The organism is Arcicella sp. GW458-12-2-14-TSB2 (assembly GCF_059423785.1).
In genome coordinates this window covers 1-26,367 of record NZ_JBWKYN010000024.1, presented here as the reverse complement: position 1 = coordinate 26,367, position 26,367 = coordinate 1, and the positions used below count along the sequence as shown (strand labels likewise).

Here is a 26,367-nt window from a genome sequence, read left to right as displayed (position 1 = left end):
TTTATAAATTTATGAATTAAATTACTTGCTTGAAAATCTTCAATTTTAGGCTTTTCTTACTTTATCTAAAACAAAATATGCGATTAACTACTAGAATTCAACTTATGTTTATGATGTTCCTGATGTTTAGTACATGGGGAGCTTGGTACGGTCAAATGGGTAAGTATTTATTTACCTCATTACATGCTAATGGTGATCAAATAGGAAGTGCTTATGCTACTTTTTCAATTGCTTCAATTTTTGCCCCTTTTTTCGTGGGATTGATTGCTGACAGATTCTTTTCGGCACAAAAAGTAATGGGTGTTTTGAATTTATTAGGAGCCGTTATTTTATACTTCTTAATTCAAAACAAAGATGCAGATACTTTCTTTTGGTACATTTTAGCTTATACCTTGACTTTCGCACCAAATTTGGCATTGTCTAGTTCGATTGCGATGAATCAGATGAAAGACCCAGGTAAAGAATTCCCTCCAATCAGAGTATTGGGCACGATTGCTTGGATTGTAGTAACCAATATTATTGGTGCATATGAGATTGGGGATAAAGTAACGATTTTCCAAATTGCGATGTTTACCTCTATTGCTTGGGGAATTTATGCTTTTACTTTGCCAAATACACCTCCAAAAGCTACTGGCACAGCCTCTGTTTCGCAAATATTAGGTACAGACTCGTTTGTACTTTTTAAAGATAGGTCTTTCTTAATATTCTTTATATCATCGGTTTTAGTATGTATTCCATTAGCATTTTATTATGCTCATGCGAATTTATCACTTACGGAATCACACATGACTAACGTAGAGAACAAGATGTCTTTAGGACAAGTTTCTGAGGTGTTATTTATGCTTTTGATTCCTTTTGCTTTACAAAAGTTTGGTATTAAAAAGATGTTAATCGTTGGTCTTATCGCTTGGATTATCAGATTTATCTGTTTTGGTTATGGCGATGGTATTTCATCAGAATGGCTTTTATATTTAGCAATTGTATTGCATGGTGTTTGTTATGATTTCTTCTTTGTTACAGGTCAAATTTATACAGATAACAAAGCGGGTGATAAAATCAAGAACTCAGCACAAGGGTTAATTACATTAGCTACGTATGGTGTCGGAATGGGAATCGGCTCGTTTCTTTCTGGAAAAGTATTGACAAAATATACTACTGATAATGTCCACGATTGGACTTCTGTATGGATGGTACCTGCCGGTATAGCTGCCGTAGTATTAATTCTATTTGTGATATTTTTTCACGACAAAAAAACAGAAAAATTAGTGGAATAAAAGATTTTAATTACTAATTTTAATAGTCCTAGAAAACGCTTATTACTAGATAAATCTTTTGAATAATTATATCTTAAAAATATCATTAGCACAAATTAATGATAATGAAATATAAATAATATAAGATTCTGAAAACAATTTCTAGTAATAAGCGTTTATACTTAAAATGTGACAAAATTAATTTTTATTGTCCATCACTAATCTGTTCTCTTCTTTATCAAAACTATATTTTTTTAGGATTTTGCCCCTTTTTTTGATTAATCTCTTCTACAATTTTTTCAATTAGCTCTGTAAGGCGTAAGTCAGAAGAACGGAGTTTGTAAACATTATCCATTAATCTTGCACCCTTTAAACTATCATACTCAGGTGCGATAATGATAATTCTTTGCCTCCAATTATTCGGTAAAGAATCTTTGCAAGCTTTTATCCGGCATTTAAGTAATTCGGATGTTTTTTTTAGGTCATTTGGTGGCATACGAATGTCAGAGCGTTTATATTTGTACCCTACAAATTTTGTTAGACATAATTTGTTAGGCACTAGGTCGATTTTATGTATTAATTATCAATAATTTGATAATGCAAAGCTATAGTTATATGAGTATAACTCAAAATTTACATTAAATAAATCACAATAAATCAACTTTAATTATTAAAGATAAATACTAATACTTCTTGAGAATTAGATTATTTACCCAGCACAGAAATGAAAAGAATTGAGGACAGAGTAAGAGTACTAATTGTAGAAAAAGGAATGACGTTATTACAATTAGCGACTCAATCAAAAATTACGGAAGCTACTTTACATGCTATTTTAAATAGAAACGATGCAAAGTATTCTCAGTTGAAAAGAATGGCGGAAACATTGAATGTAAAAGTTGCTTATTTAACAGGTGAAACAGATATTCCTTCGATGTCTGTCGTGCAAGAATCAGAAGCTGGCTATGTTGCATTGAAAGCTGATGATGTCATTGAAATGCAAAAACAAATTATAGAGCTACAAAGTAAATTACTGATGCAAAATACTCCTAGAGAAAACTAGCTCAATGTTGGGGCATAATGATTGATAATCAGAATATTAGTTTAACAAAATATTCTGATTATCAAATATTTATCGGTTGAATCTTTCTTTCAAACGTAATAATGGCGTTTCTATAAAGCGGAAGGATAAGTCACACACAAGGACGGTTAAACCGATGGCTGACGTGTATAGAATGACGTTAAAAACAGGAAGGCTCAGGTTATTCCCCAAAAAGTAGTGTATAGCATTGATACAGAATACAATAACTGCTGAATGGTAGATATAAATACCGTAAGAAATTTTACCTAAGTAATGAATAATTGGGGTTTCTAGGTTTAGTATTGTATTAGGGTTTGCGGCTACATTGATAATGAAATAGCAAAAGAAAAATCCATGAAATTCGAGATTGAAACCCGGAATATAGACATTTGACCCAATTATCAATACTGTTATCGTGTAAACGATGATTTGAGTACTCTTTTTAAATAAGAAAGATAAAATCTTTTCTTGTTTACTAAACACTAAATAGGCTCCAATCCCTCCAATTACCATTGTTAGTATTCTAAACTGACTAAAAAATAGGGCTAGGTTTTCATAGATCTTAGCCTTAGTCGCTTCTGGTAAATCACTCAACTTTAGAAAATAGAAAGATGTACTCCCTACTATCGCTACAAATACTGCTACTACGATTAAAAATGATTTAAAAGGATTTTTCCTTTTAATAATCCATGGCCAAATGGCATAAAATTGTTCTTCAATACCTATAGACCAAGTTTGGGCACATAAATAGGGTGCTCTATAAAATACAAAACCTACATTGGGAAGGAAAAGTAAAAAGAAAGGAAGTCTTTTATAAAAATTAGCATCATAATTAAAGTCATTTCCCAGAGGGCCATAGAAAAAAGAAAATTCTGGAAAAACAAAAAACGCTAACAATACTATGATATAATACAATGGCCAAATTCTCAGGATTCGCCTGATATAAAAATCCTTTGTAGAAATGTCTCCTCTTCTATTTTTTTCACTCAACAAAAGGTAGGTAATCAAAAAACCACTTAATACAAAAAATAAACCTACGCCCAACTTCCCCATATTTTTTAAGATAAAGAAATCATAAAAATTTTCAAGACCCATCAAATATTTTATTTGTTCTGTATGATGGATGAGTACTGAAAAAGCGGCAATAAATCGAACTCCATTTAAATTAGGGAAATAAACTGATTGATGAGATTTTTGCATTATTTGCTTTAAGATTGATTAGTTTTAATAATGTAAGTATAGTTGAGTCCAAGTATTTTTGAAAAGTACTATCGAACTATTTTATATATAAACCAAGTCTCGTTATGATTGTGTGAAGGATTTAAAACGTAAGCAATGTTATCTATAAAACTTGGTTCTATGTCAGTATCGTGCTGTAAATTGGGGAATATTTTTTTCATCATCGCAAGCCTTGCTTCCAAATCTGCCGAGCCCACTAAAATTAAATAGTTGGGATATGCCTTTTTGCCCGATTTAAGCTCGTTTGGCAGCTCTTCTAGTTTTTTAGGAGTATCTATATCGTAATAGTCTAATCGTCTGTTTAAATAAAAGATAGCCACTGGTTGCGAAGCCTGAAAGTTTTGCACAACAAAATTCTGAAGATCACCTTTTTCTCTGAAATAGTTCATACTTTCTACCCTCGAACGTTTAGTGTAGGTTACCGAAAGAATACAAAGTAAAACAGTGTTGAGGACAATAAACCAATAGACCAGCACCTTAGTCGTATTCCTGAACCATGCTTTGTTTTGCAATGTTTCGTAAATGTCTCTGAAGCCGATTACCCCCAATATCAAGAAGAAAGGAATAAAAGGCAGGATGAATCTTTCTTGTTTATTAGGATAATAAGAGTGAAAAGCAAAGAAAAATAACGAAGCCAAAAACAACATTCGTCTATTGCCAGCTTGGGTGGCTGTTTTGAAATAACCCGCAAAAAACATTAATGACGATAAGGCCAAGGTTAAGCCCGCCATTGTTCCGATATACCTATGCCAAGGGCCATTAGGGTAAATCTCAATATTTTTTGCATCGGCATTGAACGTGAAATAAGCTTTGATAGAGGCAATAGGACTGCCCCAATATACATAATCAAAAATTCCTTGCGTGAGTAAATAAAAAAGGATGCATCCGAATCCAAATAGTATGGCTTTTTGCCATTGATTTTTAGTCAACAGCCAAGTTAAACCAATTGTAAAAGGAATAAATACAATTTGATAACGGAATACAAAAGCGATGACAAACCAAAAAGCTGCCCAGAGAACAGATTTGTTATCTAATTTTGGGTTGACAGCATAATAACAGGCAATCAATAAAGGAGGAATACAAACAAATTCTCTTAGATTTCTAACCGACATAAATGGGAATACCCAAAATACAGCTAACAATAGCCCAACGATTTTTGCATCATTTTTTCGGTTACTTAGGCTTTCCGTCAGTTTATAACCATAATAAATACTTAATAACGAGAAAAGGCTATTGACGATTCTTGCAAATAACATTTTTGTTTCTGGATTGGTTGTACCAAACCATTCACAAGTAGCAAAAATCAAATAATGGATATAGGGATATATTAAACTGAACAGATAGGCTTCACCATTTACTAAAAAATCTTGTGTAAAGGGAGAGTCAATTTTGTCGAGCAAATTTTGTGCAAGCACAACTACTTCATAATGGTCGTCTGTAAAAGCATATCCTTTAGAAAAAATAATAGATAATACCCTGAAAAAGAGACCAATAAGTAATATCTTCTTAAGATTTAAAGCATCTAAGTATTGTTGCATAATGTAATTGCCTAAATTGTCGTGCAAAATTAGACATTTTAAGAGCAAAAAGAAAGCTGATTAAGCATCAAGCAAAATTCTGAATGTAGTACCTTTATTTAATTCTGAATGTTTTACAAATAATTTACCATCGTGGTATATTTCAATAATACGTTTTGCCAACGTTAACCCTAAGCCCCAACCTCTTTTTTTAGTACTAAAGCCTGGATTAAACACCTTGCTGACATTTTGTTTAGAAATACCTTTGCCACTATCGCTAATGTCGATGGCAATTTTATTGTTTTTGGTTTCAGATAAGGTGATTTTTAAAGAGCCAACGCCCCCCATGGCATCAACGGCATTCTTACAAATATTTTCGATTACCCATTCAAATAAGTAGCGATTGATATTAACGGTTTGTTTTTCGTTAAGTTGATTATCAAATGAAAAAATAATTTTTGTAGAAATCCTTTTTTGCAAATACGACATAAAGGTCTCTATCGTTTCGATGATGTTTTCTGGTTTTAATACTGGAATAGACCCAATGTTTGAAAAACGAGTTGTGATAATATCTAATCGGATAACGTCTTTTTCTAATTCCTTAACGATTTCGGGGTCATAAGTTGGGTCATTTTTGAAATATTCAACCCATGCCGTAAGGGAAGAAAGGGGAGTGCCTAATTGATGAGCAGTTTCTTTCGCCAAACCTACCCAAACTTGATTTTGTTCCGAACGCCTCGAGGCATCAAAAAACAGGTAGGCTGCTAAGCCAAAGACTAATACTACTGCTAATTGAAAAAGGGGGTAATAACGAAGCAAATCTAATAAACGAGAATTGCCATAATAAATATATTCGGTGTGGAGGGTCATGTCGAGCTCGATAGGTGGGTTGTCGTCTCTGATGATTTCCTCTAGTTTTTGCTGTAAAAATGTTTGCTGTGCTTTAGAGCTTAAGCCCTCGGGCATTTCTATGTTTCTAGCTGTTAAATATCCGTTTCCATCTTTATGAATGATAGGAATGGTATTATTCTCATTCGATTTTTTTATTTTCTCAAAGAAAAAATTTACATCCTGATTCGGGTCGCTGGTCATGGCATATTTCAGCGATTCAGCATATAATTCTATTTGCTGTTTTTCACGTTCTTCAAGCTTAGAAACGATTTTGTCAGTAAAGTATAAAGAAAATATACCGACAATCAAGCAAAACCCTAAGAAGGCTACTTTCCACCAAGTATTACGGCTATAAATATCTACAGATAAGATCATAAATAATATGCTAAATAAGCGATTTTAATATTAGGCAATTAGTTTTTTCCTTTTCCCTAACGTCAAATCTACTGCTTTATTTTTTAAAAATAAACGATAAAGTGCGGCTCATTGAGCTAATTGTTTGATAAGAAAACATTCCTCTTAACGATAATTGCCTATGGCAAACCCTGTTAATAAAATAGCTTCATAGTAAGATTGAAATAATACAATATTGATATAGAGGTTTTTTAAAAAAGGGCAATTAGTAATTGTAGCGTCATGAAAAAAATATTAAAAAAAAAATAGTTTGACGAATCCTTTTCCTCACTTTTTACGTAAGTACTCTTAAGAAATAAGATTTGTTCTCTTTTTTAAAGGTATAAGTCTATATTTTGGTGTGTTAGTGGCAGTATGGCGAGTCTTTCTGAGGTTCGCCATATTTTTTTGCTCGATTGTAATATTAAACTTTTTAATCTACTCAATTTTGATAAAAATGTTTTTATCAAAATAAGTCTAATCTTTATTCACTACAAACCCACGATTTAATAGTTCTTTAACTGTTTTAACAAAATCATGTATTATTTTAACAATTGAATTAACTTTGCAAAATATTCTTCAAAAATATTAATCTGCTTAATCAAACTTGAAGAAATTTAAATAATATCTAAGATTAAATCAGCTTATAAAATATGCAACATTTTCTGTCGGTCAAAGATGCCATTGATGTACAAGCACTTGTAAAAGAGGCCCTATTATACAAAAAAGCTCCTTATGCAGATAAACACCTAGGTAGAAATAGAACTATGGGTCTTTTGTTTTTTAACTCAAGTCTTCGTACTCGTTTAAGTACACAACGTGCCGCTCAGAATCTTGGACTAGAGCTTATGGTAATGAATGTTGGACAGGATGGTTGGGGCTTAGAGTTTGAAGATGGTGCCATCATGAATGGTGACAAAGCCGAGCATATTAAAGAAGCTGCTCCAGTGGTGGGACAATACTGTGATATTGTGGGTATTCGTAGTTTTCCGACATTAGTAAATCGTGAAGAGGATTATTCAGAAAAAGTAATAAATCAATTTGTAAAACATACAGGTAAACCAATCGTAAGTTTGGAATCTGCTACTCGTCACCCACTACAATCGCTAGCCGATTTAATTACGATTGAGGAATTGAAAACGAAACCTCGTCCTAAGGTAGTACTTACATGGGCTCCGCACGTAAAAGCTTTGCCACAGGCTGTTCCAAATTCTTTTGCAGAATGGATGAATGCAGCTGATGTTGATTTTGTGATTACCCATCCAGAAGGCTATGAGCTTGCCCCTGAATTTGCAGGCAATGCCAAGGTTACTTATAATCAAGAAGAAGCATTTAAGGATGCCGATTTTATTTATGCCAAAAACTGGTCGTCTTATGAACAATATGGGAAAATATTGAATCAAGACCCAGCGTGGATGGTGACGATGGACAAAATGAAGCTGACCAACAACGCTAAATTTATGCACTGCTTGCCAGTTCGTAGAAATATTGTAGTAGAAGATGCCGTGTTAGATTCTCATCATTCTGTAGTAGTTCAACAAGCAGGTAACAGAGTATGGTCGGCACAGGTAGTGTTGAAGCAAATTCTACTTAAAATAATCAAAGAAGAAAGTCCTTATTTATTCTAGCTTTTGTTTTTGAAAATGCTTGACAAATGCCAAAAGCGTTTTCTATAAGATAATATGAAATTAACAGTTGTAAAAATCGGAGGGAACGTTATTGATAATCCTGCTTTTTGTGAACAGTTTCTAAAAGATTTCTCAGATATTCCTGCACCCAAGATTTTGGTTCATGGCGGAGGTAAAATAGCCACCCAGGTAGCTGAAAAATTAGGCATCGAAACCGTCATGGTTGAAGGAAGAAGAATCACGGATAAAGCCATGTTGGATGTCGTAACAATGGTGTATGGAGGTTTGGTCAATAAATCATTGGTAGCACGTATGCAACAATTTGGCGATAATGCCATTGGATTGACTGGTGCGGATGGGGGTGTGATTTTATCGAAAAAGCGTCCAGTAAAAACGATTGACTATGGTTTTGTTGGGGATATTGAAAAAATAAATAGCTCTTTCATCGCCAGTTTGTTATCACAAGATATTGTGCCAGTGTTTGCTCCTTTGACGTATGACAAAGAAGGAAATATGCTGAATACCAATGCTGATACCCAAGCCCAAGCAATAGCCGTGGCAATGACAGAGGACTATGAAGTAAACTTGGTTTATTGCTTTGAGAAAAAAGGAGTATTGTCAGACCCCGAGGATGATGAATCTGTAATAGCTGTATTGAAGCCTGCTGATTATGAGCATTATAAAGCTGAAGGAGCTATCAACAAAGGAATGATACCAAAATTGGATAATGCCTTTAAAGCATTGACTGATGGAGTAGCCCAAGTAACAATTTGCCATGCTAAAGAAGTAAAATTGGCCGTTAAAGATGGTATCGCTGGAACCGTTTTGATAACCGAATAACCTATAAAATGATAGCAGACTTAGGTCTGATTTACGTTTATGCAACACAGTAAAGGACTACTTTTTGGCATTGCCACTGGTGATGCTTTAGGCGTACCTGTAGAGTTTATGAGTCGTAAACATTTACAAGCAAAACCAGTAGTGGGGATGCGTGAATATGGTACGCATCATCAACCTGCTGGTACTTGGTCAGATGACACTTCCATGTCGCTTTGTTTGGCTGAACAACTAATTGAAGGCTACGATATAGAACAATTAGCCAAGCGTTTATGTGATTGGTATCAATTCAACGTCTGGACACCCCGAGAGGTAGTTTTTGATGTTGGTGTTGCTACACGAAATGCTATTGATAAAATATTAAAAGGGGTTTCGCCTTACCAATCTGGTGAATGTGATGATTATTCGAATGGAAATGGGTCATTGATGCGTATTCTGCCATTGGCTTTTTACTTAAAAAATAAGCCTATTGACCAACGCTTTTGCATGGTCAAAGAAGTATCTAGTATTACTCATGCACATGTTCGTACCATTATTGGTTGTTTTTTTGCCGTTGAATTTGTCATAAACCTATTAAAAGAAGAAAATAAGTTTGAGGCTTATTACGAAACCCAAAATACTGTTCGCGATTACTTGCATTTAATTCAAATAAAAAACTCTGAAATTGAGCTTTATAATAGAATTTTATTTGATGATATTTTTCACCTCGCTCAAGAGGAAATTTTCTCTTCTGGATATATTCTTCATACATTAGAAGCCAGTCTCTGGACATTTCTTACGACCGACAATTTTCATGACGCTGTCCTCAAGGGTATAAATTTAGGGGGTGATACCGACACTATTGGCTCTGTAACGGGTGGAATGGCTGGTTTGTATTATGGTTTTGACCAAATTCCAGCTGAGTGGATTAATCAATTAGCGCGTAAAGAAGATATTTTAGCACTTTCAAACCGGTTTTCAATATTCGGATAAAAAGCTACTTGGTTCTGAAACCAAGTTAATGATATGACCTTACAACAACAACTTACACAAGACGCTATTGCCCTTTTAAAACAATTGATTGCTACGCAATCGTTTAGCCGTGAAGAGCAACAAACAGGTGATATTCTTGAAGAATTTTTCAGAGAAAGAAATATACCCTTTCGTAGAAAAATTAACAACCTCTGGGCAAGGAACAAACATTTCAATCCTTCTTTACCAACGGTATTGCTAAACTCACATCACGATACCGTAAAACCAAATCCTTCTTGGACGTTAAACCCTTTTGAACCACTCGTGGTAGAGGATAAGCTATATGGTTTAGGGAGTAATGATGCAGGGGGATGTTTAGTGAGTTTATTGGCTACTTTTTGCTATTTTTATCATAGAAGTGATTTAAGTTTCAATGTCCTTTTTGTGGCTTCTGCCGAAGAAGAAATTTCAGGCGTAAATGGGTTGGAGTTATTATTGAAAGAAAACGATTTGCCCGAAATATCATTCGCCATAGTAGGAGAGCCGACAGAAATGCACTTGGCTATTGCCGAAAAAGGTTTGATGGTGGTAGATTGTACTGCTCATGGAAAGGCAGGTCATGCTGCTCGTGAAGAAGGAGATAATGCCATTTACAGAGCACTTCGTGATATTAATTGGATTCAAAATTATGAATTTCCTAAAGTATCGCCTGTGTTAGGTAAGATGAAAATGTCGGTTACTATTATCAATGCTGGTAAGCAGCATAATGTAGTTCCTGATACATGTGCTTTTACGATTGACTGTCGGGTAACAGAGCAATATTCATTAGAAGAAACATTGAATACTATTCGTCAGCATATTGAATCAGATGCGCAGGCTCGTTCTATTCGATTGAAGCCATCATCTATTCCTTTGGAACACCCAATTGTTCAAGCAGGTATTAAACTTGGAAGGAATACTTATGGGTCGCCCACTACTTCCGACCAAGCTGTGTTAGACTGCCAGTCATTGAAATTAGGCCCTGGGCACTCTGGGCGTTCGCACACAGCAGATGAATTTATATACCTTTCAGAAATAGAAGAAGGGATAGATTTGTATATTAAAATGTTAGGAGAAGTAATCATTGCCAGATAAAAAAAACTTAAAAAACAATGTCTCAGTCATTACCTACTAGTCGCCTCAGTTCCGCAGATGTATATCGAGGCTTTGTGATGTTTTTAATGATGGCTGAGGTACTGAGTTTCGATAAAGTATCAGAAGCATTACCCGAAAGTTCATTTTGGAAAATACTGGCGTTTCATCAATCTCATGTGTCGTGGATAGGCTGTTCTTTACATGATTTAATTCAACCTTCTTTTTCTTTTTTAGTAGGCGTAGTCCTTCCTTATTCAGTGGCGAATCGTTTGCAACAAGAAGGAAGTTTTTCCAAGACATTTGGTCATGTATTGTGGCGTTCTTTGAAGTTGATTTTATTAGGTATTTTTCTTCGATCTCAATGGCGAAACCAAACAAATTTCACATTTGAAGATACCCTTACTCAAATAGGCTTAGGATATTCGTTCTTGTTTCTATTAAATTTCCGCTCACAAAAGATACAGATTACAGCCTTAATTATCATCCTTTTGGGCTATTGGCTAGCTTTTGCAGTTTATCCACTACCTGACGCTTCTTTTGATTATTCATCAGTTGGTGTGGATAAAGATTGGCCGCATTTACTAAAAGGTTTTGCTGCTCATTGGAATAAAAACAGCAATTTTGCTGCACATTTTGATCAATGGTTTTTAAACCTCTTTCCTCGTGAAAATCCTTTTGTTTTCAATGGAGGAGGGTATGTCACCTTGAGTTTTATTCCTACTTTAGGCACCATGATTCTTGGACTTTTGGCTGGCAATATATTGAAATCAACTACTACGGCTAATCAAAAACTGAGAACCTTTATCGTGCTAGGAATAGCAGGATTAGCCTTAGGGTCATTGATTAATAGTTTAGGAATTTGTCCGAATGTAAAGCGAATCTGGACTCCAACATGGGTAATCTTTAGCGGAGGTTGGTGTTTTCTGTTAATGGCATTTTTTTACTGGACGATTGACGTCCTTGAAAAAAGAAACTATGCCTATTTTTTGTTAGTAATTGGCACAAATTCTATCGCTGCTTATATCATAGCACATACCGTAGATTCATATATTGCAAAATCTTTATTCATCCATCTCGGGAAAGATTATGCCATGATTTTTGGGCTTCCTTATAAAACCTTGGTGCAAGGAACACTTATTTTATTGTTTGAATGGCTAATTTTGCGATGGATGTATCAAAAGAAGATATTTATTAAGGTTTAAAACGAATTATAAAAGATAAAAAATTGAGCAAACTCTGGCAAAAAGATAATGTTTCGGTAAACGAAAAAATTGAAAAATTTACCGTTGGGCGTGACCCTGAATTTGATGTACTCCTCGCTGAATTTGATGTGTTGGGGTCTTTGGCTCATACACAGATGTTAGAAAGCATTGGTTTGCTTGAAAAATCAGAACTCTCTGAAATTCAACAAGAACTAAAGGCAATTTATCAGACTATTCAATCGGGAGATTTTATCATTGAAGAAGGTATTGAAGATGTTCATTCACAGGTAGAATTGATGCTTACGCGTAAATTGGGTGAGGCTGGCAAGAAAATACATTCGGGGCGTTCGCGCAACGACCAAGTATTGGTAGACCTAAAACTTTTCACCCGTAGTCGTTTGCAAGAAGTGGCTGAGTCGTCTAATCAATTGTTTGAATTGTTGATTTCTTTGAGTGAAAAATTCAAAGAGGTGCTACTACCCGGATACACTCACTTACAAATTGCGATGCCTTCAAGTTTCGGATTGTGGTTTGGTGCTTATGCTGAAAGTTTGGTGGATGATATGGAAATGTTGCAAACAGCTTATCGTTTGGCCAACAAAAACCCGCTAGGTTCTGGGGCAGGCTATGGTTCGTCGTTTCCCTTGAACCGCACCATGACTACTGAATTATTAGGGTTTGACAACCTTCATTATAATGTAGTGTACGCTCAGATGTCGCGTGGTAAAACGGAATTGTTTGCTACTACAGCCATTGCTCAATTTGCATCAACGCTTTCAAGGTTGGCGATGGATATTTGCTTGTATAACTCGCAGAATTTTGGCTTTATCAAATTGCCAGATGAAATGACAACAGGTAGTTCTATTATGCCCCACAAAAAGAACCCTGACGTAGCAGAATTGTTAAGAGGAAAAACCAATCGTTTGAAAGGGCTTCCTAACGAAATTATGTTGGTGATGGGTAATTTACCTTCGGGATATCATCGTGAAATGCAGATTTTGAAAGAAATATTGATGCCTGCCTTTGATGAGATACTCAATTGTTTAGACATGACTTACTTCATGCTTTCGAATATTCAAGTCAAAGAAGGTATTCTAGAAGACACCAAATATGATTTATTATTTTCGGTAGAACGAGTAAACGAGTTAGTATTGCAGGGCGTACCTTTCCGTGAGGCTTATAAAATTATCGGTAACGAAATCAATTCAAATACTTATACACCTAATCGTGATTTAAAACACAGTCACGAAGGTAGCATTGGTAACTTGTGTAATGACCAAATTACAGCCATGATGCAAGAAGTTATAGGAAGATTTGGCTTTGAAAAAGTACAAACTGCTGTAGATGATTTATTAAAATAATAATAAATGCTTTTCAACTCAATGAGAGAAAAATTATTGAGTTGAAAACTATTTAAAAGAGAATGGCGTTAAATTGGAAACCATCATCTGCATACATTGGAAAATAATAATCACCCACCCAAAATAAATTTTTTTGCATGGCTCAAACGCTTAGGTTGGGCAGGTTTTTTCTTTTTCTTAATCAAAGGATTACTTTGGTTAATCGTGCCGTATTTAATAGCCAAAGGGGTTTTTAAATAGTTAGATAGTTGTGATTGAGTGAGTTGTGAGTTAGTGATTTTTATCCTACAATTTTTTAATGTTGAAGTCTAAACTCTTACATCTTGTGTCTTTTAGTCTATCATCCTAAAGTCCTTTAGCTCTCAAATTCAAAACTCTTCATCTTCTAGTCTTATGTCTAGCGTCTTAAAGTCTAAAATCCTAAAGTCCTCCCAAAAACCTAAATCTCAAACAAACCTTTAATCGCTTCCCCAAAAGTCCCGCCAGACATCATTTTACTTTGTCCTTTATCCTTCATCGTAATCTGAAATTTTCCATTAAAATGCTTTTCTATTTCTTTGATTTTCTGAGTATTGACAATGTTCGCTCTACTAATTTGTAAAAATTGAGCAGAAGGCAGTTTCTCTGCAAGGATAGAAATCGTGTAGCTCGTTAAATACTTTTGTCCGTCGAGGGTAATCAAAAAAACATATTTATCATCAGCCTCAAAATGGCTAATATCTTGTAAATCAATCAATAAAATTTTGTTACCCGTTTTTACGGAAATTGAGCTAATAGCCTTTTTAGGCTTCATCGCCTCAATCATTTTCAGTAGATTATCATTGAATAGATTCTCTTGATTGGTAGGCTGCTCTATTTTGGCAACAGTGTTCGACTGCCAGAGCATTAATTTCTGCACAGTTTTATCCAATCTTTCATATTCGATGGGCTTCAAGAGGTAATCTATTGAGTTTTCTTCAAAAGCTTTGATAGCATACTCGTCAAAAGCCGTAGCAAAAACCACCAAAGGCATAAAAGTAAGACGAGAAAGCATTTCAAAGCCCGTCATGACAGGCATTTCAATATCTAAAAAAATCAAATCTGGACGGAGCGTTTCTACGAGCGAAAGCCCTTCGGCTCCATTGTTTGCACGCCCTATTATCTCAAAAGTATCCTTATATTTGCTAAGCAATCTTTCGAGGCGATTGATAGCGAGTTTTTCGTCGTCGATTAATATTGTTTTAAACATAGTTTTTATCACGATTTGCCAAATCGTTGATTACTTTTTGATATACACGATGATGGCCAATCGTGGAGATAATGATGATAGAAATATATTCTGAACGCTTAAAATTAATTCCCTTAGATAATGATTTATTGACGCTTTGGTTTATTCAAAGTAGAGATAAGATGGTAGAAAAATTAGGTTTAAATCCATCTACATGGGAAATTAGTGATTTTGACAAAGCTGAAACTTTGGATGCTTTAGTTAATTTTTGGCTTCCGATGACGGCTGAAAATTCTGACATTTTTTTTTGGTACACCAACTGGGAAATAGTTTTAGTTGCTGAAAATATCTCTATTGGTGGTATTGGTTTTGCTGGATTTCCCGACCAAGATGGCGTAACTATGGTAGGCTATTTTATTGATGGCAAACACCGTGAAAAAGGTTATGCTACTGAAGCCCTCAATTGTTTGATAGATTGGGCAAGCCTTGAACCATCATTAAAAACCATCATTGCCGATACTCCATTTTTTAATTTACCTTCTCAGAACGTACTCAAAAAAGCAGGTTTCAGAGAATTTGGCATTGCTGAAGTACAGCACATCGAAAAAATGCAAGTTAAAAACTGGAAACTAAAAATCCGTTAAACTAAAAATCAAAAAAGTAAATAGCAAAAAAGACTCAAAGCTTACAGCTTATCACTATCTACAGGCAAAGCAATAATAACAACTTTCTCTGGCTTATTAGTCAGTTCCATCGAAGCCTGTTCACCTGAAAGCAAACGAAGTTTATCTTGGATAGATTTTAAACCATAACCAGAAAAAATATTATCTGGAAAGGGAACACCGTTATCAAAAATCTTGATAATTAAGTTGTCTTCTTCCTGCGAGACCTTAATTTTCAAGATACCTTGTCCTGCAATTTTTGAAATACCATGTTTAATAGCATTTTCAATAATAGGCTGTAACAAAAATCTCGGTATTTTATATTTCCTAAAAGCTTCGTCTTCAAATTCAACAGCGTAAACCAATCGCTCATCAAAACGGATTTTCTCAATCTCTAGATAAGTCTTTACAATCTCTAATTCGTTCTCTAAAGTATCAAAATGTTCCTGACTTCGTCCTGTTGAATAGCGATAGAATTTTGAAAGGTTCAATACCATGTGTTCGGCTTTGTCGGGGTCATCATGTACTAACGAAGCGATAGAGTTTAAGGAATTGTATAAAAAATGAGGATTAATTTTAGCTTCCAATGCCTCTAGCTCTGCCCTGATTTTTAGGTCGTTTAATTGTAATAGCTGATATTCCTGTTCAGTCATTTTAATGAGCCTTGTGCGTTCATGGGTAAACCAATAGTAGATAATATTTGCACCAAGTATAGGCCCCAACACAAATAATAAATCATAATAATCTCTGGAATAATTACCGGCTCTTTCAGTCGTATGATTTTCAAAAAGACCATATAGCAATGAAAAACTAAAAAACTTTAGTATAGCCGAGACTATCATACAGAGTGTTAAAATGCCGTGCCTTACTAATGAAAACCTACTAAAAGAACCAAACTTGATGAATATCCAGCACAAACCAATCATCATGGTGGCATCATAAATATTGCTGTAAATTACATTAATAAAGAAATCTTTGTATTGACTTTTCCCTCTGATAATAGCGATAATAAAATAGAAATGCCCATTAAAGGCCATTACAGTAAAAAAGCCTATCAACCAGAAACGTCCCCAAAAACTTGATTTTAATTCCTTTGCCATAAAAATGAATGACGGCTTTTACACCGTCATAATTCTTGTATGATTTTATTATCTTAATTACATGCCTTCGCCATGCCCTTGATTTGTTCTACACCCCAGTTTGGACTAATAGGGCTTATTGCTTTGAAGTTAGCGAATTTTTCTAAGGCTTTCTGGATTTCAGGACAAGCATTTTTAGCTCCTCCTCCAAATTGTTCTGGTGTATAAAAAATCATTTGAGCTTTTAAAGCATAAGCTCTAGGGTTTTCAGGATTGATTGCTTTTGCTTTGTTAATAGCTCCTTCAAAAGCTGAACCGTATTTCATAAACCTAGCTTGCCCATCCACCGAAATACGCATCATCGCTATTTGTGCTTTCAATACTTCTACTTCGTCTAAGCTTGTCACTTTTTGCTGTGCAAGTTTTTCTACAAAAGTATCGGCTTTGTCTAAGTACTTATCAATATCATCGCCCTTTTGTTGAATGGCAATAAGTGTGTAGGTTAAGCAAGCATAATAATTTGGCAACCATTCCGCAGTTTCGGAACTGCCAATTCTTTCAAATTTATTAGCTACTTCTTGGAATGAGGCAACATCTTTGGCTTGTCCTAATTGTACCAAGGTTTCGCCCATGGCTTTATTAAAGCGTTCGCTATCGGTGGCTTTTGAGATAAAGACTGTTAATGCAATAACGAAAGTTAAGAATAGATTTTTCATGATAATATTCGGTTATGTTTTTGTGTGAGTATTTTCTTTTTGATGAAGCTGTTTAAACTTTCGGATTCTGAGGTGAAAGTATTGTATTTTTGAATTGATTTTTTCAAAATTTACGAAGCATAGCATCGCTACGTTGAGTAAATTTTGGAACAAGCTATTCAAAAAGACTTAGTTTAACCCGAAAGTGAAAGTTTAAACAGCTTCGATGTTTCAAAAGTAGGTTACGCTAGCTTTTGAATGAATCTAATTCCGATGAACTAAGTATTTCAAGGGGTGAGTTGTTGTTTTCTTAGCGTGAAAAATGTTTGTGTTTCATCAATTTTTACGCATATCTTCTGGCAATACTTTTTTCTTAGAAATTGTGATAAATGTACCAAGCATAATCATGCGATATGCAGCTGGTCTTACTTCTGTACGTGTCTTGCCATCATCCGAATAGCGATAATTATACACATTGTGCGTTCCTAAGATATTATCAACCGAAAAGTAAACTACCATAAAATTGCCTTTGATGTTCGTCAAGTAATTAACCCAAATGCTGGTATTATGTACAACAGGGGTGCGGTCGGACATAAAGACTGGATTGTTCGGGTTATAGTAGGGGCGACCGCTCGTGAAGGAATATGTTCCCGAAACCGTCATCATAGGTTTGGCAATGTATTGCTTGTAAATAACATTTAGGTTATGGTTTGATACAAAGCTAGGTTGTGTTTCAGTAAGGTAATTGCCAGACAAACGTTTTGAGTCGCAGTAGCTATAATTAATCCATAATTGCCCATTCTTAAAAGATTTGTTATCACGAAAGAATACATCAAGTCCTTGAGCATCGCCAAAACCCGAATTGTCTGTTCTCCCATTTGGAAAACGTTGAGGATTGGCATCAAAATAGTTTTCTTGGGCAGGATATTCACGCACTAAGTTTGAATACTTTTTATAATAAGCCTCCACCCTGAAAGTACGGTTATCTTTAATAACTTGATAGTTCAATACTGCATGAGTCGCTTTTTCATACCCTAACGTTTTGTTGTAGTAATAGTATTGAAAATCAGGCGTTTGGTAGAAACTTCCTCCTGCGGCTGATATTTGTGAATAAAGCCCTGTTTTATAAGCCAAAGAAAATCTTGGCGCTACATTAAAGCTTGATGCTAAGGATGAATGCTCGGCTCTAACACCAATTCTACCAGCCAATTTACGGGTTAAGTAAAACTCTGATTCAGAGAATAGTGTTTCAAAATTATCCGTCAATTTGTATTGTTTTGCATCGCTCAAAGCTTGGGCTATTGTTAAGCCATACTCAGCAATGTGTCCTTCTGTACCAAACAAAATATTTGAGCCATTATCAAAAGACTTTATCGCAACAGCTCTGAATTGAGAACGCTGTTCAGTTTTTTCAAAAGCATCAGCATTTACGCTTAGGTTATCTTTGTTATAAGAATAAGAGGCGCCCGATTTCAATACCCATGCTGCATTTTTGTCTAAGGCTTTTTGATAAGTACTAGTTATAAGGATGTTATCGTTTTTTATCCCAAATCGTGAAAGCGAAAGATTTTGGTCAGTATTATTGAACATCATACCAGACTCGCTTTTGGCATATACTGCATCTAGTTTAAAGGCTGCATCTGCCGACGGTTTCAAACGATAAGAGGCTGCTGCATTAATTTGTTCTGGAATTTTTACCCAATCTATATTTTGTGGATATATCTTGAATAAGGGTGTTAAATTAGTATAAGCCAGCGTTCCGCTGATTGAATGGTTGTCAGATAAATTTGTATAAGCAGTAGCAAGCTGTGCAAAATTTGCATTGACAGTATAACTTGATTCCGTCGCTAAATCAGTCGTGTTCATTAATAATACTGCTGACAAAGCCTGACCATATTGAGCAGAATATCCACCTGTTGAGAACGCTGAACCTTTGAACTGAAAAGGAGAGAAGCGTGAGCGAGAGGCCACATCAGGCGAAGCAGTATTATAAGCATTTTGTACGGTTAGTCCATCAATCAAAATTTTAGACTCTTGTGCTGAACCTCCTCTAACAAACATCCCAGTCGACTCACCGTTGCGTTGTGACCCCGGAGTTAACAATGTCATGGTTTTGGTGATGTCGGCTCCGCCACCCGCTGTAGTTACAACATCCAAGGGTTTTATTAAAGTTGTTTTCTTTTCATCTGATGCCTCAAAAGTACCTGCTGTAACAGTGACAGTATTTAGTTCGTTCGCTGATTCTTTAAGTTTGAAAATAACTTCAATATTCTTCTGATCCATCAAAATACTCTTATTGAAGGTATCAAAACCTACAAAAGTACAAACGAGTATTTGTTCACCTTTTTCGGTAGAGGTAAATTTAAAGTTTCCATCCGCATCGGCAGTAGCACCATCATAAGAGCCTTTCAAAGAGATGTTTGCCCCTGGTAAGCCTTTGCCTTTTTCGTCAAGCACTTTGCCTGTTACCGTAGTTTGTGAAAAAACTTGCGTAGCAATAAATAAGAAATAGAGGATTAATAGATAAGTAAAGGTTTTCATCATCGTGTTGTTTAATTGACGATTCAAAACAACTTCAAAATGAATATTTATTGAATTGATTTCCGATGAAATGAGGATTATGATGGATGAACTAAGGATTTTTAAGAGGGAATTTTAATTGAATATTGTGAAATCATCCTATTTTATTCATTGAATGTTAGCAGGAACTAAAAGTTTCTAAAAAATAATGGTGTAGCAGTTTGGAAATCAAAACTTTAGTTGTAATTTTGAATCGTTGTATTTGTCAACTATTTATTATTACAACTAATAACATGGATATTAATCAAAACTCATTTCAATTTTTATTTGCTACCACAATCAAAGCATTGTTTAAGCAAACGGCTAAAAACTTTGAAGAAAATGGTCTGATGATTACTCCTGAACAAAATTTTATTTTGAAAATCCTCTCTCAAGAAGATTCTATTCAGTCAGACTTAGCAGATATTATGAAAAAAGATAAGTCTGCGGTAATGCGCCATATCGACCAGCTAGAAAACCTAGGCTTAGTTGTGCGTGTGAATGACTCAATCGACCGTCGTAAAAAGCATATTGTTATTACTGAAGATGGTTCTGAGATGTTGAAAAAATGCGAGGAAATTATCAATCAGAATACTCATAAGAATCTTAAAGATATTTCAGAGGAAGATTTAGCTATTTTCAAAAGTGTATTAATCAAATTAAAAGAAAACGCTGAAAAGTAGTTTTTTTTGCCTAAAAGGTTGACGTTGTCAATCTTTTCAAATTCAATAATAACCAAATCAACTATATTTTATGAAAACGAGAAAATTGCTCTTCTATTTATGGCTCGCCCTGAGTGGATTTTCAACGCAAGCTCAAAAGGTAATGACGCTAAAAGAATGCATAGCGTTTACCTTAAAAAACCATATAAGCAATAGCATTTATGACAATGAAATAGCGATTGCCAAAGAAAAATCAAGAGAAGCCTTGGCAGGATATTTACCGCAAGTAAATACAACCATTACTTTTGATGATAACCTAAAAAGACAAGTTTCTGTGATTCCAGCAGGTGCTTTTAGTCCCACAGAAATTCGTTTACAATTTGGTAATCAATACAATACCAATGGTACGGCTCAGGTCGACCAAGTAATTTTTGATAAATCAATGTTGGTGGGTATCAAGGCTGCTGAACCCAACAATCAGGTATCATTATTGAAAAGAGAGCAAAATCAAGATAACCTTATTTATAGCACTACAGGGGCTTATTTTCAAGTATTGGTTTATGTAGAACAAGAGAAAATTTTGCTTGAAAACGAAAAGAAATACCGTGAACTATTGGGAATATTGAAATTGCGATTAGACAAAGGAGTTATCAAAAAAACCGAATATGACCGTACCCAAGTAAGCTTGAATAACATCCTGTCTCAGAAATCTATTCTTCAAGCTAATAAGCAAGTGGCTATTAATAAACTGAAAAATGCTATGGGAATGCCTTTGAATGAACCCTTGAATGTTTCTGAAATAGGTAATTATGAAAGTTTTGTAGCAGTTTCACCAGAAAATACAGCCGATATTACTAATCTTTTAGATTATAGAATTCAACAAAATAATATCCTGCTTCAAGAATTTGATGTTAAACGCAAACACGCAGCATATCTGCCTACCGTAAGTGCTTATGCTCGTTATGGAGTGATGGCGTTTGGCAACGAAATCAATCAATCTTTCAAAAATTGGATAGATTTCTCAGCAATTGGCTTGAAAGTAAATGTGCCAATTTTTAGTGGTTATCGCAAGAGCAGTCAAGTGCAACAGGCTGAACTGACGCTGCAAAATGCTAGAGCTAATCTGAAAATTAATACCAATACGATGGATATGCAGTTTCAGAATGCGAATGCTCAACTACAAAAATCATCATCAGATTTAGCCACCAACCGAGAAAATTTGAATTTAGCTAAAGAGGTTTATGATAATAGCGAATTGGAGTATCAAAAGGGCGTAGCTACACTGTCTGACTTACTCAATTCAGATTATTCTTATAAAGAAGCACAGAGTAACTATGTTACATCCTTGATAAATTTCTTGAGCTCGCGTCTCGAATATGAAAAATCTAAAGGAACCTTAAAAAGCTATATTAGTCAATTTTAATTCAACCAGATATGAAAAAGTCATTCATCGTTACCCTCACAATATTTGCCATCGCAGGCTTGATAGCCTTTACCTTATTCAGAAACAAGAAAAAAATTGAAGCTAATAAAGTTGTAGTAGACCGTTCCATTATTCCTGTTTCGGTTGCTACAGCCAAAGCTCAACTATTACCTTTTGATGGAAAGGTATCTTTACCAGCAACGTTAGAATTGAGTAATGAAGCAACCATTGCCGTAGGTATCCAAGGTAAAATTCAGAAACTAACCATTGATATTGGTTCACGGGTTGCCAAAGGTCAGGTTGTCGGTACGCTTGACAATCGTTTGAAAAGTATAACATTGAAAACTAACGAGCTAACCCTTGCTAAATTAGAAAAAGATTATGCCCGAAACAACGATTTATATAAAGGTAATGCTGGTACTGAATTGAGCGTAATAAATGCTAAGTATGACGTTGAAAATACTCGTTTACAAATAGAACAAGTAAAACAGCAAATTGAAGACGGCAATATTATTTCGCCGATTAGTGGTGTGGTTACAGCTCGTAAATTAGTAGCTGGCGAATTTGTAAGCCCCGGTACTGTCATTGCAACTGTTACAGATGATGTACACTTGAAGACAGTAGTTTTTGTCAATGAAAAAGATGTCTATCAATTACGTATAGGACAAACAGCAAAAGTTACTTCTGATGTATTCCCAAATAAAAGCTTCTCAGGTCAAATAAAATTTATTTCGCCCAAAGGTGATGAAAACCATAATTATCGTGTGGAATTACTATTGAATACCAACGTGCTCCGTGCGGGTACTTATGTAATGGTTGATTTTGATTTAGGTAGAAAAGCAACTTTACTACAAATTCCTAAGCTAGCCTTAGCAGAAGGTACAAAGAATCCTTTTGTATATGTAGTAGAAGGCAATACGGCCTTACTCCGTAAAATTACTGTGGGCCGTGAGATAGGCGAAAATATAGAAGTGATTAGTGGCTTAGTAGCTGGTGAAGAAGTGGTTACAAGTGGACAAATCAACCTGACCAATGGTAGTAAAATTACAAAAACCACCAACCAATAATTTTAAGAAATATGTCAATTACTGAAATAGCCATAAAACGACCATTACTGATTACAGTAATTTTCGTGACGTTGATTTTATTTGGTTTTGTAAGTTATAAACAACTGAATTATAATTTATTACCCAAGTTTGAAGCTAACGTAATCATCGTTCAAACAACGTATCGTGGTGCGTCGTCTGAAGAAGTACAAAATACAATTACGAAACCTGTAGAAGAGGCCGTTTCGGCCATAGAAGGGGTAGATAAAATTTCGTCATCATCATCTGAAGGTGTATCGTTAATCACCGTTCAATTGAAAGCGGGCATTAATACACTGAATGCGCAAAGAGATGCCGAAAGAAAGATTAATCAAATTAAATCAACGCTACCTGATGATGTAGACGACCCTGTAGTAAGTAGATTTAATACGGACGAAATTCCTGTATTGAGAATAAGTGCCTCGGCAAAAATGTCAGAACCAGCTTTGTACGACCTTATCGACCAAAAATTAAAACCAATTTTATCAAACGTACCCGGTGTAGGAACGGTTCGATTGATTGGTGGTAATGAACGTGAAATTCAGGTTACTTTTGATAATGATAAACTACAAGCATATAATATTTCATCGGCACAGGCTAGTCAATTGATTGCCAATAGTAATAGCTCATACCCAGCAGGTAGTGTATTGAATAATGAAAATAGAACGTCTATACGTTTAGATGCCAAAATTGTAAAAGTAGAAGACCTCCGTGAACTAATCGTTCGTCAAAATGCTGACGGTAGCCGAGTTTTATTAAAAGACATTGCCATCATTACAGATGCACAAACAGAAACCAAAACCCTTAACCGAAATAATGGTAAGGCTGGGATAGGGATTGAAATTGTGAAACAAGCCGATGCTAATGCTGTTAACGTAAGTAAATTGGTAAAAGAAAAGTTGAAAACGATTCAAGCACAGTATGCTAGCAAGGGATTTAGTTATGATATTGCCGCCGACCAGTCTATTTATACGCTTGCTTCAGCTGATGCTGTAATACATGATTTATTTCTGGCCATTATCATCGTTGGTTTAGTAATGTTGTTCTTCTTACACAGTTTCAGAAGTTCAATATTTGTATTAATTGCTATTCCTTCGGCTATGATTCCGACGTTTATTTTAATGTACTTATTCGGATTCTCGCTCAACTTAATGAGTTTGATGGGGCTTTCCTTGGTAGTTGGTATTCTCGTAGATGATAGTATCGTGGTATTAGAAAACATCTATCGTTACCTCGAAATGGGTAAATCTAAAATGGAAGCGGCGATTGAAGGACGAAGTGAAATTGGGTTTACTGCTATTGCCATTACATTAGTAGACGTTGTGGTATTCCTACCACTTTCAATGAGTGGAGGATTGATTGGAAATATTCTTCGTGAGTTTTCTTTGGTAGTAGTATTCTCTACTTTGATGAGTTTATTTGTTTCTTTTACGCTTACTCCTCTGTTGGCATCGCGTTGGGGGAAAATAGAAATCCTGAGTGAAGATAGCCTTTGGGGCAAAGTAAACCTTGGTTTTGAACGCTTCCTTGATGGGCTGAAAGAAGATTACGGTACTATCCTAAGATGGACGTTAGGACACAAACGCTATGTACTTATCGGTATTATCTTGATGTTCATTGGGTCGATTGCTTTATTGGCGAAGGGCTTTATTGGGTCATCATTTGCAGGTTCTGGCGACCGTGGAGAGTTTTCTGTGCAGTTAGAAATGTCGCCACAAACACCTTTATCGCAAACCAATTTGATGGTGAAACAAGCCGAAGCCATTTTATTGAAAAAACCAGAAGTAACCAAAGTGTTCTCTAACGTTGGGACACAGACTGGAGCCGTGGGTACAGGTAGCGCTAATTCAAACATCGCGGAGCTTTCGGTTACGCTAGTAGATAAAGAACATCGTAACATTTCTACAGATGCCATGGGCATGTTGGTGCGAGATGAAATATCAAAAATACCGGGTGTAAAAGTTGTTGTTCGCCCTACTTCACTGACTGGTGGTAGCGAAGCACCTATCCAAGTAGCCATTAAAGGAACTGATATGGATAAGATTTTGGAAACAGCCAAAATTGTGAAAGAAGTCGTTCGTAAAACACCCGGTACTGACTATGTAGAATTTAGTACTAAAAGTCCTAAAACAGAAATTGCGATTAATCTTGACCGTGAAAAAATCACGAAAGCAGGTTTGACGATTCCTGAAGTGGGGCTAGCAGTGCAATTGGCTTTTAGAGGAAACGACCAAAGCAAATTCAAGCAAGGAGGAGAGGAATATCCGATTAATATCTCTTTAGAAAAATCTGATAAGCGTTCTATCGAAAATGTGAGAGAGCTGACGCTTAGAAATAGTCGCGGAGCAATCATTCGCTTAAAAGAAGTAGCCAATGTAAGTGAAATTGTGGGACAAGCTGTGTTAGAACGTTCAGACAGAATGAATTCAATCAAAGTAACGGCCTCAACCGTGGGACGAGCAACAGGAACTGTAGTAGCGGATATTCAAAAAACGTTGAGTACTGTAAAACTACCCGAAGGCATTATCATTGAATATCAAGGAGAAGCACAACGCCAAGCAGATGCTTTTGGTAGCTTAGGTTTAGCCATGTTATTAGGTATCTTATTGGTTTATTTAATCATGGTAGCCCTGTACGAAAGCACTATTTATCCATTTGTGGTATTGTTTTCTATTCCTGTTGCTTTGATTGGGGCATTGTTAGCCTTGGCTTTGACGATGGAATCACTGACAATTTTTGCCATTGTAGGATTGATTATGTTATTAGGGCTAGTAGCCAAAAATGGTATTTTGATTGTAGACTTTACTAATCACCTAAAAGAAAAAGGGATGTCCGTTACAGAAGCATTGATAGAAGCAGGTAAAGAACGTTTACGTCCTATTTTGATGACTACCATCGCCATGATAGCAGGGATGTTGCCTATTGCCTTAGCAAGTGGTTCAGGAGCGGAAGTGAAAAATGGGATGGCTTGGGTAATTATTGGAGGTTTAACTAGCTCGTTATTATTAACGCTGTTGTTAGTACCAAGTATGTACTACATCATCGAAAGCTTAAAAAATAGAGTTTTGAATTGGAGAAGAAAGAAAGCAAATGCTTAGAAGTATAAAAATATATTATTTTTCCAGCTAAAGTTTTTCTTGAAACGTCATTAATTCTTTTTAACCATAAGGTTTTAAAAAAGATTAATGACGTTTCTTTAGTTTATATATAATATTAAACCCCAACTTTTAGTTTATAATATGACTCAAATAAATAGCACCTTCTAATCGTATTTTATCAAGTGTTTTACTATAAAACATCCATTTATGGTAATGTATATTTAACAAAAGACTAATAAACTAACACTTTTTCATCCCAATGTCAGGAAATAATAAGTTTAGATACAAAAGGTTTTTTGACGAGTGACAAAAGGTTTTACAAAGTAAATAGGTTAGTAAATCCAGTTTATGGGTACTGAAATTATGATATAGCTCATAATAAAAAGTCTAATGCTAAAAATACAGGATAAAAA

The 26,367-nt window shown here is 35.2% G+C and carries 21 protein-coding genes; 13 read left to right on the top strand and 8 right to left on the bottom strand.

Annotated elements, in window-relative coordinates; genetic code table 11:
* Positions 1-77: 77 nt before the first annotated feature.
* Positions 78-1,274: a nucleoside permease gene (locus tag AC07XN_RS05525; RefSeq protein ID WP_309912214.1), complete on the top strand. Its 1,197-nt coding sequence runs from the start codon at positions 78-80 to the stop codon at positions 1,272-1,274.
* A 223-nt stretch (positions 1,275-1,497) separates the two neighbouring features.
* Here AC07XN_RS05525 and AC07XN_RS05520 read toward each other — a convergent pair whose 3' ends face one another.
* Positions 1,498-1,749: a hypothetical protein gene (locus AC07XN_RS05520; protein ID WP_309912213.1), complete on the bottom strand. Its 252-nt coding sequence runs from the start codon at positions 1,747-1,749 to the stop codon at positions 1,498-1,500.
* 228 nt (positions 1,750-1,977) lie between these two features.
* On the opposite strand from AC07XN_RS05520, the gene AC07XN_RS05515 reads away from it, so the two are divergent.
* On the top strand, positions 1,978-2,313 hold the full coding sequence (locus tag AC07XN_RS05515) for a helix-turn-helix domain-containing protein (protein ID WP_309912211.1): 336 nt from the start codon (positions 1,978-1,980) through the stop codon (positions 2,311-2,313).
* A 69-nt stretch (positions 2,314-2,382) separates the two neighbouring features.
* On the opposite strand, the gene AC07XN_RS05510 is transcribed toward AC07XN_RS05515, so the two are convergent.
* The 3 genes from AC07XN_RS05510 to AC07XN_RS05500 all read right to left on the bottom strand — a co-directional run bounded on the left by AC07XN_RS05510 (position 2,383) and on the right by AC07XN_RS05500 (position 6,353).
* On the bottom strand, positions 2,383-3,531 hold the full coding sequence (locus tag AC07XN_RS05510; protein ID WP_309912209.1) for an acyltransferase family protein: 1,149 nt from the start codon (positions 3,529-3,531) through the stop codon (positions 2,383-2,385).
* 68 nt (positions 3,532-3,599) lie between these two features.
* A complete protein-coding gene (locus tag AC07XN_RS05505) occupies positions 3,600-5,108 on the bottom strand; it encodes a glycosyltransferase family protein (RefSeq protein ID WP_494742304.1) in 1,509 nt (502 codons plus the stop codon).
* A 60-nt stretch (positions 5,109-5,168) separates the two neighbouring features.
* Positions 5,169-6,353, bottom strand: a complete 1,185-nt coding sequence (locus AC07XN_RS05500; protein ID WP_309912207.1) for a sensor histidine kinase — start codon at positions 6,351-6,353, stop codon at positions 5,169-5,171.
* A gap of 671 nt (positions 6,354-7,024) precedes the next feature.
* Between AC07XN_RS05500 and AC07XN_RS05495 the strand changes: the two genes are divergently transcribed.
* From AC07XN_RS05495 to argH, 6 genes are read left to right on the top strand one after another with little or no spacing between them, the layout of a single operon-like run.
* Positions 7,025-7,999, top strand: coding sequence for an N-acetylornithine carbamoyltransferase (locus tag AC07XN_RS05495; protein ID WP_309912205.1), 975 nt, complete (start codon positions 7,025-7,027; stop codon positions 7,997-7,999).
* 54 nt (positions 8,000-8,053) lie between these two features.
* On the top strand, positions 8,054-8,839 hold the full coding sequence (gene argB, locus AC07XN_RS05490) for an acetylglutamate kinase (RefSeq protein ID WP_494742303.1): 786 nt from the start codon (positions 8,054-8,056) through the stop codon (positions 8,837-8,839).
* Between the two features lie 39 nt (positions 8,840-8,878).
* Positions 8,879-9,808, top strand: a complete 930-nt coding sequence (locus AC07XN_RS05485; RefSeq protein WP_309912201.1) for an ADP-ribosylglycohydrolase family protein — start codon at positions 8,879-8,881, stop codon at positions 9,806-9,808.
* 33 nt (positions 9,809-9,841) lie between these two features.
* Entirely contained in the window at positions 9,842-10,921 is a 1,080-nt protein-coding gene (locus AC07XN_RS05480; RefSeq protein ID WP_494742302.1) for a M20 family metallo-hydrolase, read from the top strand.
* 17 nt (positions 10,922-10,938) lie between these two features.
* Complete coding sequence (locus tag AC07XN_RS05475; RefSeq protein WP_494742301.1) at positions 10,939-12,123, top strand: acyltransferase family protein; 1,185 nt, start codon at positions 10,939-10,941, stop codon at positions 12,121-12,123.
* A gap of 23 nt (positions 12,124-12,146) precedes the next feature.
* Positions 12,147-13,484, top strand: coding sequence for an argininosuccinate lyase (argH, locus tag AC07XN_RS05470; protein ID WP_494742300.1), 1,338 nt, complete (start codon positions 12,147-12,149; stop codon positions 13,482-13,484).
* 439 nt (positions 13,485-13,923) lie between these two features.
* Here the strand turns inward: argH and AC07XN_RS05465 are convergent, their stop codons facing one another.
* Positions 13,924-14,712 (bottom strand): LytR/AlgR family response regulator transcription factor, encoded by a 789-nt coding sequence (locus AC07XN_RS05465; protein WP_494742299.1) that lies wholly within the window; start codon positions 14,710-14,712, stop codon positions 13,924-13,926.
* Between the two features lie 71 nt (positions 14,713-14,783).
* Between AC07XN_RS05465 and AC07XN_RS05460 the strand changes: the two genes are divergently transcribed.
* A complete protein-coding gene (locus AC07XN_RS05460) occupies positions 14,784-15,335 on the top strand; it encodes a GNAT family N-acetyltransferase (protein ID WP_309912190.1) in 552 nt (183 codons plus the stop codon).
* Between the two features lie 41 nt (positions 15,336-15,376).
* On the opposite strand, the gene AC07XN_RS05455 is transcribed toward AC07XN_RS05460, so the two are convergent.
* The 3 genes from AC07XN_RS05455 to AC07XN_RS05445 all read right to left on the bottom strand — a co-directional run bounded on the left by AC07XN_RS05455 (position 15,377) and on the right by AC07XN_RS05445 (position 19,671).
* Positions 15,377-16,453 (bottom strand): sensor histidine kinase, encoded by a 1,077-nt coding sequence (locus AC07XN_RS05455; protein ID WP_494742298.1) that lies wholly within the window; start codon positions 16,451-16,453, stop codon positions 15,377-15,379.
* Positions 16,454-16,506: 53 nt separating this feature from the next.
* A complete protein-coding gene (locus AC07XN_RS05450) occupies positions 16,507-17,148 on the bottom strand; it encodes a hypothetical protein (RefSeq protein ID WP_494742297.1) in 642 nt (213 codons plus the stop codon).
* A gap of 315 nt (positions 17,149-17,463) precedes the next feature.
* Positions 17,464-19,671, bottom strand: coding sequence for a TonB-dependent receptor (locus tag AC07XN_RS05445; protein ID WP_494742296.1), 2,208 nt, complete (start codon positions 19,669-19,671; stop codon positions 17,464-17,466).
* Between the two features lie 269 nt (positions 19,672-19,940).
* Between AC07XN_RS05445 and AC07XN_RS05440 the strand changes: the two genes are divergently transcribed.
* From AC07XN_RS05440 to AC07XN_RS05425, 4 genes are all read left to right on the top strand, one after another.
* Positions 19,941-20,369, top strand: coding sequence for a MarR family winged helix-turn-helix transcriptional regulator (locus tag AC07XN_RS05440; RefSeq protein ID WP_494742295.1), 429 nt, complete (start codon positions 19,941-19,943; stop codon positions 20,367-20,369).
* 70 nt (positions 20,370-20,439) lie between these two features.
* Positions 20,440-21,771 (top strand): TolC family protein, encoded by a 1,332-nt coding sequence (locus AC07XN_RS05435; protein WP_309912183.1) that lies wholly within the window; start codon positions 20,440-20,442, stop codon positions 21,769-21,771.
* A gap of 11 nt (positions 21,772-21,782) precedes the next feature.
* The gene (locus AC07XN_RS05430; protein WP_494742294.1) at positions 21,783-22,838 is read left to right on the top strand and encodes an efflux RND transporter periplasmic adaptor subunit; all 1,056 of its coding nucleotides are present in this window, start codon (positions 21,783-21,785) and stop codon (positions 22,836-22,838) included.
* Between the two features lie 11 nt (positions 22,839-22,849).
* Positions 22,850-25,954 carry an efflux RND transporter permease subunit gene (locus tag AC07XN_RS05425; RefSeq protein ID WP_494742293.1) on the top strand — a complete coding sequence of 1,035 codons (3,105 nt, stop codon included), beginning with the start codon at positions 22,850-22,852 and terminating at the stop codon, positions 25,952-25,954.
* Positions 25,955-26,367 lie beyond the last annotated feature (413 nt).